At 70.7% G+C, this 15,812-nt stretch carries 14 protein-coding genes; 7 read left to right on the top strand and 7 right to left on the bottom strand.

The window, feature by feature from the left end; genetic code table 11:
* Positions 1–104: 104 nt before the first annotated feature.
* Positions 105–617 (bottom strand): rhodanese-like domain-containing protein, encoded by a 513-nt coding sequence (locus AAFX79_05710; protein ID MEO1008041.1) that lies wholly within the window; start codon positions 615–617, stop codon positions 105–107.
* 274 nt (positions 618–891) lie between these two features.
* On the opposite strand from AAFX79_05710, the gene AAFX79_05705 reads away from it, so the two are divergent.
* The 5 genes from AAFX79_05705 (at position 892) to deoC (ending at position 6,438) form a co-directional block, all read left to right on the top strand.
* Positions 892–1,722: a protein-disulfide reductase DsbD domain-containing protein gene (locus AAFX79_05705; protein MEO1008040.1), complete on the top strand. Its 831-nt coding sequence runs from the start codon at positions 892–894 to the stop codon at positions 1,720–1,722.
* Between the two features lie 111 nt (positions 1,723–1,833).
* Positions 1,834–2,493: a thioredoxin family protein gene (locus AAFX79_05700; protein ID MEO1008039.1), complete on the top strand. Its 660-nt coding sequence runs from the start codon at positions 1,834–1,836 to the stop codon at positions 2,491–2,493.
* 105 nt (positions 2,494–2,598) lie between these two features.
* Positions 2,599–4,740: a site-2 protease family protein gene (locus tag AAFX79_05695; GenBank protein ID MEO1008038.1), complete on the top strand. Its 2,142-nt coding sequence runs from the start codon at positions 2,599–2,601 to the stop codon at positions 4,738–4,740.
* A gap of 5 nt (positions 4,741–4,745) precedes the next feature.
* Complete coding sequence (locus AAFX79_05690; GenBank protein ID MEO1008037.1) at positions 4,746–5,714, top strand: alpha/beta fold hydrolase; 969 nt, start codon at positions 4,746–4,748, stop codon at positions 5,712–5,714.
* The gene (gene deoC / locus AAFX79_05685) at positions 5,620–6,438 is read left to right on the top strand and encodes a deoxyribose-phosphate aldolase (GenBank protein ID MEO1008036.1); all 819 of its coding nucleotides are present in this window, start codon (positions 5,620–5,622) and stop codon (positions 6,436–6,438) included. The genes AAFX79_05690 and deoC overlap by 95 nt, the downstream gene beginning before the upstream one ends.
* Here the strand turns inward: deoC and AAFX79_05680 are convergent.
* Both AAFX79_05680 and AAFX79_05675 read right to left on the bottom strand, forming a co-directional pair.
* A complete protein-coding gene (locus AAFX79_05680; protein MEO1008035.1) occupies positions 6,431–7,123 on the bottom strand; it encodes a DUF4230 domain-containing protein in 693 nt (230 codons plus the stop codon). The genes deoC and AAFX79_05680 overlap by 8 nt on opposite strands.
* Positions 7,124–7,176: 53 nt before the next feature.
* Positions 7,177–7,827 carry a hypothetical protein gene (locus AAFX79_05675; GenBank protein ID MEO1008034.1) on the bottom strand — a complete coding sequence of 217 codons (651 nt, stop codon included), beginning with the start codon at positions 7,825–7,827 and terminating at the stop codon, positions 7,177–7,179.
* Positions 7,828–7,966: 139 nt separating this feature from the next.
* On the opposite strand from AAFX79_05675, the gene fliD reads away from it, so the two are divergent.
* Positions 7,967–10,819, top strand: coding sequence for a flagellar filament capping protein FliD (gene fliD, locus AAFX79_05670; GenBank protein ID MEO1008033.1), 2,853 nt, complete (start codon positions 7,967–7,969; stop codon positions 10,817–10,819).
* 90 nt (positions 10,820–10,909) lie between these two features.
* Positions 10,910–11,365, top strand: coding sequence for a flagellar export chaperone FliS (gene fliS, locus AAFX79_05665; protein ID MEO1008032.1), 456 nt, complete (start codon positions 10,910–10,912; stop codon positions 11,363–11,365).
* On the opposite strand, the gene AAFX79_05660 is transcribed toward fliS, so the two are convergent.
* Genes AAFX79_05660 through atpH form a run of 4 tightly spaced genes read right to left on the bottom strand, consistent with a single transcriptional unit; the run spans position 11,349 to position 15,786 of the window.
* On the bottom strand, positions 11,349–12,440 hold the full coding sequence (locus AAFX79_05660) for a hypothetical protein (GenBank protein MEO1008031.1): 1,092 nt from the start codon (positions 12,438–12,440) through the stop codon (positions 11,349–11,351). The two genes, fliS and AAFX79_05660, sit on opposite strands and share 17 nt — an antisense overlap.
* Positions 12,441–12,470: 30 nt before the next feature.
* Entirely contained in the window at positions 12,471–13,886 is a 1,416-nt protein-coding gene (sthA, locus tag AAFX79_05655) for a Si-specific NAD(P)(+) transhydrogenase (GenBank protein ID MEO1008030.1), read from the bottom strand.
* Between the two features lie 52 nt (positions 13,887–13,938).
* Positions 13,939–15,141, bottom strand: a complete 1,203-nt coding sequence (locus tag AAFX79_05650; GenBank protein MEO1008029.1) for a phosphoglycerate kinase — start codon at positions 15,139–15,141, stop codon at positions 13,939–13,941.
* Positions 15,142–15,144: 3 nt separating this feature from the next.
* On the bottom strand, positions 15,145–15,786 hold the full coding sequence (gene atpH / locus AAFX79_05645) for an ATP synthase F1 subunit delta (GenBank protein ID MEO1008028.1): 642 nt from the start codon (positions 15,784–15,786) through the stop codon (positions 15,145–15,147).
* Between the last annotated feature and the right edge of the window lie 26 nt (positions 15,787–15,812).

The raw sequence follows: 15,812 nt of genomic DNA, 5'->3' as shown, positions 1-15,812 counted from the left end.
GCGTCGAGCACCCGACACCCACACCAAGTCACGCCCCCCGCCCGGGGGCGTTTTCTGTTGGCCTTCTAAGATGGACCGCCGCGGATCGCCCGCCGGTCTTGCTGCTACGGCACCGGCCGCCGCGGTTCGCGCTCGACCGCGCGCGACCGCTCGTCCTCGGGCACGCCCGACTCGACCGGGAAGCCAGCGTCGGACCATTCGAGCAGCCCGCCGCCGAAGTGCCGCGCCTGGCCGTAGCCCAGCACGAGCAGCCGCTTGGTCATCGCGCGGCCCGCGACCGCGCCCGGTCCCTCGGCGTACACCACGATCCGCCGATAGGCGTCGATGCGGTCGTCGCGGTTGGTCACCCGGGCCAGCTGCGGCAGCGTGAGGTGCACCGCGCCGGGGATGCGCGCTTCCTCGTAATCCGCCCGCGCCCGCGGATCGATGAGCAGCAACTCGGCGGCGGTGGGGTCCTCCCGCTGGTCGAGCCACTGCAGCCGCACCTCGGTCAGCGTCACGTTGCGGATGTCGGCGTCGGTGATCTCGTTCTGGCAGCCCGCGAGCAAGGCCACAAGGGCGACGCCGGCCGCCGCGGGCAGGCAACACGAGATCGTGCGGTGCGTTCGATCGGTCATGTTCGGTCCCGGTCAGGAGTATCCGCGGGTCGTGTTCGCGGCCCGCGGGTCAACCCGGCAATCTGCCCGTTCTGGGGAACGCCGGAATAGCATTGTTTCAGCCGACGTTATGCCTCGTTCTCCGCGGCGCGATGTCCGCGCCCACGCAAAGGAGGCTCCCATCCTCGGCACAACGCTCACACACCGGATCGCTGCCGCCTGCCTAGCCGCCGCTGCATCGCTCGTCCATGCGCAGGCTTCGGTCGATGACGACAATCCCTCGCGTGCGACGCTCGTGGCCGAGTCGCCGGCGATCGCGCCGGGCCAGACCATCCTCGTCGGCCTCCGTTTCGAACTGGCCGACAAGTGGCACATCTACTGGCACGGCCGCAACGACACGGGCTTCGCGCCCACCGTCGAGTGGACGCTGCCCGAGGGCGTGACGATCGGCCCGATGCTGTGGCCCGCGCCCGAGCGATACATCTCCCCGGGGGCCATCCTGGACCACGTCTACGAGGGCGAGCCCACGATCCTGATGCCCGTCACGCTCGCCGAGGGCGCCGCCTCGCCGGGCGACACCCTGACAATCCGGGGCCACGCCGACTGGCTGGTCTGCAAGCAGATCTGCCTGCCCGCCGACCAGAAGATCGACCTGAGCCTCCGCGTCGAGAGTGCGCCGCCGAGCACCGCCATCGACGCGTCCACGCCGATCGGCGGCGCACTCGCGGGCTTACCCACGCCGGTGGGACCGCAGGGCGTCGAGGGCCTCTCGATACGCCATCAGCGAGACGCGACGAGCATCCGCGCCGACGGCGCGTCGCGGGTCACCTTCTACCCGCTCGAGGATTCGACCTCGCTGCTCAACGCCATCGGCGACGCAAGCGCCGAGCGCGACTGGCTGCAGCTCCGCCTGTTGCCGCCCGGCGAGGATCTCGGCAGGGGCGATCGGCGGCTGGTCGGCGTCGTCGAGATCGAGCGGCGCGTCGGCGGGCAGACGAACACCGAGCGATATCTCGTCGATCACGGCGAGGACGGCTACCGCCAGCCGCCCAACGCCAAGGAGTTGCGCGACGCCATCGCCCGGCTGCACACGCCGGACCGAACCGCAGCGTCCCGCGGCTCATAGGATTCCCATGCGTTCACGGAAGGCGACACCCGATGGTCGGGCGTCGACATGGATCGCACGCAGGAAGAGATGCGCCGTCCCAGGACGGCCAACCAAATGAGGAGTGGTAGCATGTTCAACCTGAAGCGCAAGGCCTTCTCGATGCTCAGCGCCGTTGCCGTCGTGGCAGGCGCCACCGCCGTGTCCGTCGCCGTCGCCCAGCAGTACGGCCAGCAGCAGTCCCAGGGCGTCAGCGTCGGCGACAAGGCGCCGTCCTTCACGCTCAAGGACACCAGCGGCAAGGAGCACAGCCTCGAGAAGGTGCTGGCCAGCAACAACACCAAGGCCGTCGTGCTCGAGTGGTTCAACCCGGACTGTCCGTTCGTCAAGAAGCATCATGCCAACGCGACGACCATGAAGGAGACCGCCGCCAAATTCGCCGACAAGGGCGTCGTCTGGATCGCCATCAATTCGGGCGCCGAGGGCCTCCAGGGTGCCGGCCTGGAGCGCAACAAGAAGGCCGTCTCCGAGTACAAGATGGACTACCCGGTCCTGATGGACATGTCGGGCAAGGTCGGCAAGGCCTACGGCGCCAAGCGCACCCCCGAGATGTTCGTCATTGCCAAGGACGGCACCATCGTCTACCACGGCGCCATCGACAACGATCGCAGCGTCCGCAAGCTCGGCGACGTCAACTACGTCAAGGCCGCCCTCGAGGCCCACATGGCCGGCGAGACCATCGAGACGGCCCGCACCCAGGCCTACGGCTGCAGCGTCAAGTACGGCGGCTAACCCGGCCCCGCGTCCCCGCGACGCCACGAACCGACGCCGACCGGGCGAGAGTCCGGCCGGCGTCTTCTGCAACCGGCCCCGCCGACGACCGATCTACCATCTGCCATGGGCGCACTTTCCTCCCTGTTCGGCACGTTCGGCGACCTGCTGCTGGTCATCCTGGGCTTCGGCTTCATCGTGTTCATCCACGAGGCGGGGCACTTCGTGGCCGCCCGCTGGGCGGGCATCCGCGTGCTGGCCTTCGCCATCGGCTTCGGGCCGGCGATGCTCAGTTACCGCCGCGGCATGGGCCTCCGCCGGGGGAGCACCGAGCCGGCCTACCGCCAGCTGCTGGAGCGCGACGGCGTCGCCGTCCACGACGAGCCGCCCGCGGACATCAGCCCCACCGAGTACCGCCTCAACTGGCTGCCCTTCGGCGGCTACGTCAAGATGCTGGGCCAGGAGGACCTCAATCCCCGCGCCACGAGCGCGGCGGTCGACAGCTACCAGCGGTGCCACCCGGCCAAGCGGCTGGTCGTCATCTCGGCGGGCGTGGTCGCCAACGTCGTGCTCGCCGCCCTCGTGTTCATGCTCGTGTTCATGGTCGGCCTGCGGACCGAGCCGCCCCGCGTCGGCGACGTCATCCCCGGCAGCGCCGCTAGCCAGGCCACCCCCGTGGGCATGCCCGATGCCGTCCCCGGCTTGCGCACCGGCGACGAGGTGCTCCGCGTCAACGATCGCACCGCCCGCACCTTCAACGACCTGATGCTCGCCGCCGCCATGGCCAGCCCGGGCGATACCGTCGACGTGCTCGTCGAGCGCCGCGGCCAGGTCGAGCCGCTGCTCTTCCAGATCCTGCCCGAGAAATCGCCCCGCACCGGCCTGCTCGAACTGGGCATCCTGCCCGCACAATCCACGACGGTCTTCGGTGACGGCGGCGACTACGCCGGCTTCCGGGAGTCCATGGACGATCGCGGACTCACCGGCGTCGAGCCCGAGATGCGGGCCGGCTGGATCCGCGTCGGAGACGGCCCGCAGAGGTCCGCCGAGGACGCCGCCGACATCGCCGACGCATTCCGCGACTCCGAGGGCCGGCCCGTCGCCATCGGCTTCGCGAGCGAAGATACCGAGGTCGTTGTCGACTTGGAGCCCCGCGTCGTGCTCGACGAGTCGATCGTGCGGCTCGGCGGCGAGGGCGAGCAGGTGCAGACCCACGTGCTCGGGCTCGCCCCCGTCATGACCGTGGGTTTCGCCGAAGAAAACGGCGCGGCCTGGAACCAGGGCCTGCGGCCGGGTGATGTGTTCGTCCGCCTCGGGTCCGCCGAATACCCCAGCATCGCCGAGGGCATCACCGAGATCCGCGCTCACGCCGGCCGCGAGATCCAGATCACCGTCGTCCGCACCGGCGAGGGCGGCCAGTCCGAGGAGATTGCCCTCGTCGCCCGCGTCAACCGCAAGGGCCTGATCGGCTTCGCGCCCAACGAACTGCTCGGCGAGCCCCTGCTGGCCCTGCCGCCCGCGGCCATCCGCGAGCAGCGGACCGGCTCCGAGTACGGAGCGCCGCCCGCCGCCGCGGCCATCGATCGCCCGGGCCTCCGCGTTCGGAGCATCGCGGGCGTGCCCGTCGACGACTTCGCCGGCATCCGCGCCGCCCTGCGCACCGCCACGCGGGACGCGCTCGCCGCCGGGGAGGGTGCCGCGGTCGAGCTCGAGGTTGGCGTTCCCATCGTCGGCCAGGGCATCCAGGACACCCGCACGCTGCGGCTGTCGGCCGGCGACGTGCGGCGGCTGCACGAGCTGGGCTGGTCCGCCCCGCCGGGCGTGCTGTCGATCTTCCAGCCCGCCGAGTTCACGCTCAAGGCCGACGGCCCCGTCGACGCCGTCGTCGTCGGGCTCGCCGAGACCAAGCGGGTCATGCTGATGACCTACGTGACCTTCGCGCGGCTCTTCCAGGGCAGCGTCCGCGTCGAGCACCTCAAGGGGCCCGTGGGCATCGCCCACCTTGGCACCCGCGTGGCCGATCGCGGGCTGATCTGGTTGCTGTTCTTCATGGCGCTCATCAGCGTCAACCTCGCGGTGGTCAACTTCCTGCCGCTGCCCATCGTCGACGGCGGCCAGTTCCTCTTCATCGTGGCCGAGTGGATCCGAGGGCGGCCCGTGCCCGAGGCCATCCAGAGCGCCGCGACCCTCGCGGGCCTGGTGCTCATCGGCATGGGCTTCCTCGTCGTGACCTTCAACGACATACGCAACGTCTTCACGGGGCTGTAGCGCCCGTGGCCGGACTGCTCATACTCCTGGCCGCCGGCGGCGCGCTCTACGTCGCGGCGCTGTCCCTCGTCACGCTCCGTTCGCTCGCGAGGCCGCCCCGCATGACCTACGCCACCGCCGTGGCACGCGGCAAGCCGGGCGATCCGTCCGAGCTCGACGAGCCGCTCGCGTTCGAGGAGTGGTCCTTCACCAGCCGCGGCCGCACGCTCATGGCCTGGGATCTGCCGGGTGGCGATCCGAGCGGGCCCACCGCCATCGTGACGCACGGGTGGGGCACCGGCCGCGTCTCGACGCTCCGCCGGCTGCACGCCATCGTGCCCCACGCCGCCCGTGTCGTGTGCTGGGACCTGCCCGGCCACGGCGAGAGCGAGGGCTGGTGCTCGCTGGGCGTGCTCGAGGTCGATGCGCTGCTCGATCTCGTCTCCGCTGTCGACGCCGGCGGACCCCTGGCGATCACCGGCTCGTCCATGGGCGGAGGCGTCGGCATCGCGGCGGCCACCGAGATCGACGCCGCCCTGGTGATCGCCGAATCGCCCTACCGCATCCCGCCGACGCCCGCACGAAACGTCATGGGCCAGATGGGCGCGCCGCTGTGGCCCAACCTGCCGATCGCCCTTGCGCTCGTCGGCCTGCTCGCATCTCGACGCTGGCTCGGGCCGCGGCTCACGCCCGTGCGGGGCAAGCCCTTCGATCGCGCCGAGCTGGCCGCGACGCTCCGCTGCCCGCTCCTCGTGCTCCACGGCGACCAGGACGAGACCTGCCCCATCGACGACGGCCAGGCCATCGCCGAAGCGGCCCCGGACGGACGCTTCGTGGCCATTGCGGGCGGCATGCACAACACGCTGTGGACCGAGCCGGCCTGCAGTGCGATCATGGAGCGTGAGTACCAACGCGCCCTCGCCGGCCTCCGCCAGCCCGCCGACGCCCGAGCTCCTGCGCACGCTGGTGGGCGTGCTCGATCTGACGACGCTTGAGGGCACCGATACGCCCGAGCGTGTCGAGGCCCTGTGCGCCCGGGCCGTGCGACCGATCGAGCGCGAACCGAGCATCCACGTGGCGGCCGTCTGCGTCTATCCGAACTTCGTGCCCGTTGCCCGCGATGCCCTGGGCGATGCGCCCGTGAAGCTCGCCGCGGTGGCGGGGGCGTTCCCGAGCGGCCAGTCGCCGCTGCACATCCGCGTGGCGGAGGCGGCCTGGGCGGCCGAGCGCGGCGCCGACGAGATCGACATGGTCATCAGCCGCGGCGAGCTGCTCGCCGGCCGTCCCGAGTCGGTCGAGGCCGAGGTCGCCGCCATCCGGGACGCCATCGGCCCGGCGCGGCTCAAGGTCATCCTCGAGACCGGCGAGCTGCGCACCGAGGCGGCCATCCGCGCCGCGTGCGACGCCGTGCTGCCGCTGCTCCGCGACGGCGACTTCATCAAGACCAGCACCGGCAAGATCCAGCCCGCCGCGACCTTTGAGGCGTCAGCAATCATGCTCGAGCAGATGCGCACGGCTCGCAAGGCCGGCGGCGCAGACATCGGCATCAAGCCGGCCGGCGGCATCCGCACGACCGCCGATGCACGTGCCTACTGGTCGCAAGCCTTGGAGGCCATGCGAGGCATCGATGGCTGGGATCAGCCCAACCCCGCACGCTTCCGCATCGGCGCGTCCAGCCTGCTCGATGCGCTGCTCGGAGATCTCGCCGCGTTCAGCTAGCCGCGACCGCGGCCTCGTCACGATCGTCGATCATCGACGCGGACTCGCCCGCCTCGCTGGCCCACACCACCTCGACGCGGACGTCGAAGAGCTCGAGCAGCGAAGACAGATGCTGCGCGATGCTCCGCTTGGCCTCGGCCAGGTAGCGGGACTCCTTGTTCTCGTACAGCTGGGCGGCGTCCCGCTGGGCGGCGGTCATCAGGTGGGTCTGCCGCTCGGCCGTCATCGGGATGACGTCGAACAGCCCGAGCACCCGCCCGTGCTGGATGTCGTAGGGCGTCACGTCCGACAGCCGCAGCGTGCCCTCGACGTCGGGCAGCGCCACGCGGTAGCGGCCCGGGCCGACCTCCTCGACGTCGCCGTCGTCGATCTTCGTCAGGTCGATCGAGTACTGCTTCTCGAAGTGGAAGATCATCGCGACCTTGGCCTGGCTCAGCAGCAGCGGGGGCATCCACTGGAAGCCCCGCGAGGCCGTCGCGATCTCCTTGACCATGACCTCCAGCCCCACCAGCCGCCCCACCGAGCGGATCCGCTCGGCCAGCACGATCGTCTGGTCGAGCGGCAGCGGCTCCTGCTTGGACGACCGCCGCGACTTGTGCTGCAGCACCAGCGTCACGACGATGGCGAGCGCACCGCCGGCGAGGAAGGTCGCCGCCACCAGACCCAGCGTTTCGAGGATGCCCATGCTCCATCTTTCGGGCTTCGGGAGCCCGGGTTTCGGGGCGCGTGCGAGCCCAACTAGGCCGAATCGGCGTCCGCCGCGTCGCGGGCGGCATCCAGGCGCGCCTCGAAGGGCCGGATAACCAGGTGCACGCCCGCCGCGACGACCGCCATGAATACCCCGAACGCGACCAGCCCGATCGCGGGGGTCAGGATGGGCCCGGTGGAGGCCAGGGCGTCGCGGACGGGCTTGGCCCGCTCCAGCACGCCGACGCCGGCAAACGCGGCCCCGATCGCCAGCAGGGCAAGCCCGAGGCCCACGCGGAGCCATGCGCGGCGGTCGCGGCCGAGCACGAGCGCGACGGCTAATAGTCCGATAACGCCCGAAGTCGCACCCTGCACCCCGAGCAGGATCCCCAGCGTGCCCGGATCGAGGGTGTTGCGTCCGCCGGTGTAGCCCAGGAAGGCCGCGATCGCCGCCGATCCCGCCGCGACGGCCAACGCCAGCGGGGGCGCGCTCCGCTGCGGTCCGAGGGCCGCAAGCACGGCGGCGACGCCCGCACCGGCCGCCACCGGCTGGAAGAGCAGCATGGGCCACACCAATTGGCCCGCGCCCACGACGGCCATGGCGGTCGCCACGAGCGACGCGATCGCCAGCCCACCGCCGGCGAGCAGCGCGGTCCACCGTGCGGCGGGCGGCAGCTTGGTCTGCATCTTGCGAGGCATCATGGGCTTATCGGCACGAACGACGCACGGCTGGGCCGGGTTCGCCGCCGATTGAGCATCCGGCTCGATTCGCCTCCGGTCCGCGGCCGATAGGCGATGAGTCTAGTTGTGGCTCTTCGCCACGCGGGCATGGAGGTCTGCGATGAGCGGAATTACCTCGGGCATCGGTCTGGCCAGCGGCCTGGATACCGCCTCGATCATCCAGCAGCTGCTCGCCGTGGAATCCCGGCCCAAGATCCTGGCGCAGCAGCGGCTGACCCAGATCCAGGTGCAGCAGTCGGCCTTCCTCGACATCAACTCGAGGCTGCAGGGCCTGCGCTCCATCGTGTCGGGCCTGCGCACCCAGCCCATCTTCGACGCCAAGAGCGCCAGCAGCACCGACGAGTCGATCCTGACCGCCTCCGCGTCGGCCGGCGCCGCCCCGGGCTCCTACGCCTTCCTGGTCGATCGCCTCGTCTCCACCGAGCAGCGGCTCAGCCGGGGCTTCTCGGCCGCGGACGACGTGCCCATCTCCGCCGGCTCCTTTACCTTCGAGGGCGCCGAGGCCCGGCTCGACCGCGATACCGCCCTGGCCGACCTCAACGGCGGCAACGGCATCACCCGCGGCATCATCCGGATCTCGGACGGCACCACCACGGCCGAGGTCGACCTCTCCCGCGTCGCCACCGTCAGCGAGGTCCTCGACGCCATCAACGCCACCGACGTGGACGTCACCGCCAGCGTCCAGGGCGGCACCTTCGTGCTGACCGCCGGCTCGGGCAACGGCTCGGACGTCTCCATCGAGAACGTCGGCGCCGCCGAGGTGGTCGAGTCCCTGGGCCTCGACGGCACGCTTTTGGTCAGCGGCGCGACAGCCACCGGCTCGAACGTCTACGGCCTGAGCACCTCGACGCCCCTCTCGCTGCTCAATGACGGCAACGGCGTGTTCGCCAACGAGATCATCGGCGACACCGAGGACTTCACGATCTCCGTCGATGGCGTGGACTACCAGGTCCGCCTCGGTGATCTCTACGAGCTGGTCGACGACGAATTCGAGCTGACCGAGGGCCGTGCCGTCACCGTGGGCGACGCTCTCGATCGCATCAACGACGCCCTCGATGGGTCGGGCGTCACCGCCCAGATCAACGCCGACGGCAATGGCCTGGAGCTGTTCGATTCGACCGGCACACGCTCCATAGAGCTGGCCGAGGGCACGGGCCTCGTCGGCAGCGCGCTGGCCGACCTGGGCTTCGCCGCCGGCACCACCACCGGCACGGTCTCGGGCGAACAGGTCCTCGCGGGCATGAACTCGACCCTCGCGCGAACGCTCGCCGGCGGCGCCGCCGACCTCGGCGACGGCGTGCTCCAGATCCGCGCCCGCGACGGCACGATCTTCAACATGACCATCACCGACTTCGATACCGACGTCAACGGCCTGCTCCAGCAGATCCGAGACAACGTCGATACCTCGAAGATCGCCATCGGCCTCGACGAGATGGGCACCGGCATCACGGTGACCGACCTGACCGGCGGCACGGGCAACCTGGTCGTCACCGGGTCCACCGGCGCCACCGACACCGCCGTCGCCCTGGGCATCAGCACCGGCGTCTCGGGCGTCGCCGCCGACAGCGTGTCGGGTGAGCGGCTCCAGCGGCAATACATCGGCCTCAACACCCTCGTCAGCGATCTCAACGGCGGTAGGGGCATCGGCACGGGCAGCTTCCGGATCATCGATTCCAGCGGGGCCGTGTCCGAGGTCACCATCGACTCCGACACCCGGACCGTGGCCGACCTCATCCGCGAGATCGACGCCGCCGTCGAGGGCGACGACCTCGAGGTCCGCATCAACGACAACGGCGACGGCATCGTGCTCATCGACAACGGCACGGACGGCACCGTCCTGCGGGTCGAGGATCGCTCGGGCAGCGTCGCCTCGGCCCTCAACATCGCGGGTGAGGCCTCGGGCACCGACGCCGACAACTTCATCGACGGCAGCTTCGAGGTCACCGTCGAGTTCGAGCCCGACGACGACCTCCGCGACGTTGCCCGCAAGATCAACGAGGCCGGTGTCGGCGTATCGGCTTCCATCGTCAACGAGGGCATCGGCGCCAACCCGTTCCGGCTAGCGCTCACCGCCCGCGAGAGCGGCGCCGCCGGCCGTACGGTCATCGATACCAACGGCTTCGACCTGGGCCTCGAGCTGCTCGATCGCGGCGAGGACGCCAAGCTGTTCTTCGGCTCGTCCGACCCGGCCAAGGGCGTGCTCATCACCAGCTCGACCAACACCGTCACAGACGTCATCGAGGGCCTCACCCTCAACCTCGAGGCCGCCAGCGACTCGCCCGTGACGATCAACGTCTCGGACGACAGCACCGAGCTGGAAACCAGGATCGACGAATTCGTCTCGGCCTTCAACGAGACGCTCGATCGCATCGACTTCCAGAGCCGATTCGAGCCCGAGACCGAGGTCCGCGGGCCGCTGCTGGGCGACGGCACGCTGCTGGGGCTCAAGGCCGCGATGATCGCGACGGTGACCGGCGCCCCCGACAACGTCTCGGGCCCCTTCGACAACCTTTCGGACGTGGGCATCACCATCGGCGACGGCGGCCGCCTGGAGCTCGACAAGGACGCGCTCCGTGCCGCCCTCGAGCAGGATGCCGACGCCGTCGAGGACCTGCTGATCGCCCGCGAGATCGAGTCCACGGGCCGCGAGATCGAATTCGGCGAGGGCATCACCGTCACCGATCCCACGGGCCGCGAGACCTTCTCGTCGCTGGGCATCCTGGCCCAGGTCGAAGAGCTCGCGCGGACCTACGTCGACAGCGTCGACGGCGTGCTCACCACCCGGAACGAGGCCCTCGACCGGCAGATCGAGCTGCAGCGGGATCGCATCGAGCAGTTCGACCTGCGGCTGGCCGACAAGCAGCTGCGGCTCGAGCGGGAGTTCGCCACGCTCGAGAGCGTCATCGCGGGCTTCCAGGCGCAGCAGGCTGCGCTGTCGTCGCTGGTCTTGTAATCGCCGGCAGAATCGGCCCGCCGCCGGCCCGGGGATTCTCCCAGGCCGGCCCGCTGGACCAGGGCCGGACAGGGACCGATAGAAGGGCCGATGGCACACGACACCGCCCAGAGCTATCTCCGCACCCGGGTCATGAGCGCCTCGCCCGAGGAGCTCCGGCTGATGCTGCTGGACGGAGCCATCCGCTTCGCCACGCAGGCCCGCGAGGGCCTGGCCGCCAAGGACTACGAGAAGAGCTACGAGGGCATCACCCAGGCTCGGGCGATCTGCGCCGAGCTGGCGACCGCCGTCGATCGCAACGCCGATCCCGAGCTGTGCGACCGCACCACGGGCGTGTTCCTGTTCCTCTTTCAGGAGTTGACCGAGGCGAGCCTCAACAAGGAGCCCGCCCGCGTCGGCCGCGTCATCGAGCTGCTCGAATACGAGCGGGAGACCTGGGCGCTGGCGATGGAGCAGATCCGCAGCGACCGCCAGAAGGCCTCGAGCGCAGCGCCCGCGGCCGTCGAGGCCGGCCAGGCCGACGGCTCGCTCAGCGTCCGGGCGTAGCCAAGGCGTCGACGGCCAGCCGCTCGGCGAGCACCTCGAACGCGAATCTCGGCTGCACGTCTCGATCGAGCAAGCCGCCGCAGGCCGCGATGGCGTCCAGCGATTCGGCGTCCGCGTCGCCCGCACGGAGCCGTGCGCGGCACCACTCGGCCGCGACGCGGAGCACGAGGCCCCAGGCGATGCGGTTGGCGGCATCCTTGCTCGCCGCGGGCCGCTGCTTGACCCACGCCTCGGACCACGCCGACGCCAGCAACACGCATGCGTCGGCTAGCGCGCCGTCGTCGTCGCCGTTGCTCGCCCGCGACAGCAGCGGCTCGAGTTCGCCGGGCCAGCCGACCACCCCGGTGGTGCGCATCAGCTCGGCGTCGCCCGGCGAGCCGTCGGCTAGCCGGAGCAGCGTTCCACGCTCCACATCATCGCCCACGCCGCGCGCATCCAGCCAGCGCTCCATCGCCTCGGGTGGCAGCGGGCGGAGGTCCAGCCGCTGGCAGCGGCTATGAATGGTCGGCAGCAGGTCGTGCGGCCGGTCGGCCACGAGGATGAGCACCGTCCGCGGCGGCGGCTCCTCGAGCGTCTTGAGCAGGTGGTTCTGGCCGTCGCGTCCAAGCAGGTGCGCCTGGTCGATGATGCAGACCTTGGCCGCCCGCCGTCCCGGCAGCGTGGCGGTGCGGGCGACGGCGGGATCGAAGAACTCCCGCAGCAGCTCGATGGGGATGTTTCGCTGCTTGCGTTTGCGGACGTCGGCGTCCTCGCTGAAGGCCGCCAGCTCCTTGGTGACCAGCGTCAGGTCGGGGTGCGAGCCCGACGCCAGCATCGCGCGCGCCTCGGTTGCCTCGCCCACCTCTTCGGGCTCGAGCAGCGCCGCGGCGAAGGCGAGCCCCAGCGTTCGCTTGCCCACGCCCGAGGGCCCGCCGAAGAGCCAGGCGTGGGGGATGCGATCGGCGTCCAGGATCCGCCGCAGGAGTTCGACGGCGTCGTCCTGGCCGATGAGGTCATCGAGCGATCCCGCGGCGACGCCGCTCTCGGGCAGCGGGTCTGGGGTGCGGGCACGGGTTGCTCGGGTGCGCTTGGCCACGACCGGGCAGGCTAGGCCCGCCCGATTCCGCTACGTGCTCCGCAGGCGGTTGCGGCCGTTGAGGGCGGCGGTCTTGTAGCACTCGGCGAGGGTGGGGTAGTTGAAGACGGTGTGTATGAAGTAGTCCAGCGTGCCGCCGAGGGCCATGACGGCCTGGCCGATGTGGATGATCTCGGTGGCGCCGGCGCCGATGGCGTGGACGCCGAGGATCTCCTCGGTCTCCTGGTGGATGAGCAGCTTGAGCATGCCCAGCTCGTCGCCGAGCAGCTGGCCGCGGGCGATCTCGTCGTACTGGGCGACGCCCGACTCGAAGGGCACGCCCTCCTCGGTGAGCTGCTGTTCGGTCTTGCCGACCATCGAGATCTCGGGGATGGCGTAGACGCCGTAGGGCAGCGTGTGGCTTGCTTGGGGCAGCGGGGCGCCGAACATGTGGCAGGCGGCGTGGCGGCCTTGCTCCATCGACGTGCTTGCCAGGGCCGGGAAGCCCACGACGTCGCCCGCCGCGTAGATGTGCGGCACGCTGGTCTGATAGTGCTCGTTGACGGCCAGGCGTCCGCGGTGGTCGGCCTCGAGGCCAGCGTTGGCGAGGTCCAGGCCGTCGGTGGCGCCCTGGCGGCCGATGCAGTACAGCAGGCAGTCGGCGACGATCTTCTTGCCGCTCTCGAGCTGGACCTGGGCCATCTTCTTGTTGCCGCTGCGGGCGAGGTCGGGCGGATCGATGACCTCGATGCCGACGGCCTTCTCGTTGAGCCGCAGCGTCATGCCCCGCTTGCGGAGGTGGAACTGCAGCGCCTCGGTGATCTCGCGATCGACGAAGCCGAGCAGCTCGCCGCGGCCTTCGATGAGCGTGACTCGGACGCCCAGGGCGGTGAGCATGCTGGCGTACTCGGTGCCGATGACGCCGCCGCCCACGACCATCATCGTGGCGGGGAGGTAGTCCAGGCAGAGCAGCTGGTCGCTGGTGATGACGTTCTGGCCGTCGAACGGGATGCCCTCGGGCCGGGCCGGGCTGGCGCCGACGGCGATGAGGACGTTGTCGGCGGTGATCTCCGAGATGTTGGAGTGGCCGTCGATGCGGATCGTGTTGGCGTCCTGGAAGTGGCCCGTGCCATAGATGGCATCGATGCCGTTGGAGGCGAAGTGGCCCGCGACCTTCTTGACCTCGTGGCGGACAACGACGTTGGCGGTCTCGAGCAAGGCGGAGAACGTCTTGCTGCGGGCGGCGAGGAAGTCGCTCTCGCGGGGCACGACGGACTGCGTGCCGGCCATGCCGAGGATGGCCTCGCGGAGCGCCTTGGAGGGGATGGTGCCGGTGTTGACGGCGACGCCGCCGACCTCCTGGCGGCGTTCGACGACGCAGACCCGCTTGCCGAGCTTGGCGGCCTGGATCGCCGCACGCTGGCCGGCCGGTCCGCTCCCGATGACGCACAGGTCGTAGCTGGGCATGGCGTGCCTCCCGCATTCCTACTTCGGCGCGGGCACGAATCGCCCGCACGGGCTATCCCGCCTGGTCGAGCAGTTCGATGGCCTCGAACCGCTTGCCCTCGAGCATCTCGACCGAGGCTCCGCCGCCGGTGGACACATGGGTGATATCGGTCACCAGGCCGAAGGCATCGAGCGCGGCGGCCGAATCCCCGCCTCCGGCGATCGTGGTGGCGCCGGCCTTGGTGGCCGATGCCATTGCCTCGGCGACGGCCCGCGAGCCGCCGTCGGCGCCGGGCCACTCGAAGACGCCCATCGGGCCGTTCCAGAGCACGGTGCGGGCCGTCGAGATCTCGGCGGCGTAGGCGCCCGCGGTCTGGGGTCCGATATCGATCCCCACCGCGCCATCGGGGATCTCGCTGGTGGTCCAGGTCTCGGCCCCGGCCTCGAAGGCCTTCGACACGATGTGGTCCGACGGCAGCTGGAGCGGCACGCCCCGGTCCTCGGCGGCCTGGAGTGCGCGGCGGGCGGTCTCGACGTGCTCGTCCTCGACGAGGCTGCTGCCTACGGGCTCGCCGCGCGCTCGGAGGAAGGTGTACGCCATCGCGCCGCCGATGAGCATCGCGTCGCACTTGGGCAGCAGGTTCTCGATCGCGGCGATCTTGGTGGAGACCTTGGCGCCGCCGAGCACGACGATGAAGGCGCGGGGTGGGTCGTCGAGTGCGGCCCGCAGGAACCGCAGTTCCTTCTCGACCAGGAGGCCCGCGACGCGGGGCTTGCCCTCCATCGCGCGGGGGACGGCCACCATCGACGCGTCGGCGCGGTGGCAGGTGCCGAAGGCGTCGTTGACGTAGAAGTCGCCGTAGCCAGCGAGCGTGGCGGCGAAGGCGGCGTCGCCGGTCTTCTCGGCGGTGTGGAAGCGGAGGTTCTCGAGCAGCAGCACGCCGCCGGGCTCGAGCGTCTGCGCCGCGGCGGCGGCCTCGTCGTCGATGCAGTCATCGGACGGGAATTCGACGTGGGCGTCTAGCAGTTCTCCCAATCGCTCGGCGACCGGGGCGAGGGAGAGATCGGGCTGGAGGCCCTCGCCCTTCGGGCGGCCCAGGTGGCTCATGAGCACGACCGACCCGCCGCGGTCGAGGATGCTCTGGATGGTGGGCAGGGCGGCGCGGATGCGGCGATCGTCGCGGATCGTGCCGTCCTTGATGGGGACGTTGAAGTCCACGCGGACGAGGGCCCGCATGCCGGCGGGATCAATGCTCGCGATCGTGCTGGTGGCCATGGGTCAGTCCCCGGCGGCGTCGTCGAGGGCGGAGGTGTCGGCGTCGATGATCTCGGCCACGCGGGTGCGGACGCGGGTGGCGCCGTCGGCGGCGAGCTGGTCTCGGAGGCGGCGGAGGCGGCCGGCGATGGAGCCGTCGACGAGCTGGTCGCCGAAGCGGAGCTTGAGCCCGCCGATCATGCCGGGGTCGGCCCGGTGGTGGGCAACGACGTCCTTGCCCAGGGCGCTGGCGAGCCGCTCGCGGATGGCGTCGAGGTCGGCCTCGCTGATGGGCGAGGCGGTGTGGACGTCGACGTCGAGGCGGCCGAGGGCCTGCTGGGCCATGGCCTGGAAGGAGGCGGCGATTGCCGGCAGGTGCGAGAGCCGCTCCTTGTCGTTGAGCAGCAGCAGGAAGTGGAGCGTGCGTTCGGAGATGCGGCCTGCGAGGATGGACGAGAGCGAGGCCTTGCGGGCGCTAGTCGCCAGCACGCGGGATGCGAGGAACTCGCTGAACTGGGCGTCGTCGCGCGCGGTGTTGAGCACGCCGAGCAGCTCGTCGAGGGTCTCCTCGACGGCGTCGATGCCGCCCTTGTCCTTGCAGAATTCGAAGAGGCTGGTGGCGTAGGTCTCGGCCAGCGCGTCGGGTGGTGTCTCGAGCAGGGGCATGCGTGGGCCTCCGGGGCAGCCGAGCG

The organism is Planctomycetota bacterium (assembly GCA_039819165.1).
In the GTDB taxonomy this organism is placed as follows: Bacteria; Planctomycetota; Phycisphaerae; order Phycisphaerales; family UBA1924; genus JAHCJI01.
Note: the sequence above shows the minus strand (reverse complement) of the source record. Positions and strands in the feature narration are given on the sequence as shown.